We start from the raw sequence: 262 nt of genomic DNA, 5'->3' as shown, positions 1-262 counted from the left end.
CGCACACGTTTCTCACGTGTGTATCGCTACTCATGCCTGCATTCTCACTCGTGAACCGTCCACAACTCGCTTCCGCGGCTGCTTCACCCGGCACACGACGCTCCCCTACCCATCCACACAGGCGTTGGCCCTATTGTGTGAATGACACGACTTCGGCGGTACGCTTGAGCCCCGCTACATTGTCGGCGCGGAATCACTAGACCAGTGAGCTATTACGCACTCTTTCAAGGGTGGCTGCTTCTAAGCCAACCTCCTGGTTGTC

The 262-nt window shown here is 57.3% G+C and carries 1 rRNA gene; it reads right to left on the bottom strand.

Annotated features, from left to right (window positions below):
* Positions 1–262, bottom strand: a 23S ribosomal RNA gene (locus C1J00_RS44385); the annotation flags it as partial.

Origin of the sequence: Streptomyces cahuitamycinicus, assembly GCF_002891435.1 — a bacterium.
Classification (GTDB): domain Bacteria; phylum Actinomycetota; class Actinomycetes; order Streptomycetales; family Streptomycetaceae; genus Streptomyces; species Streptomyces cahuitamycinicus.
Note: the sequence above shows the minus strand (reverse complement) of the source record. Positions and strands in the feature narration are given on the sequence as shown.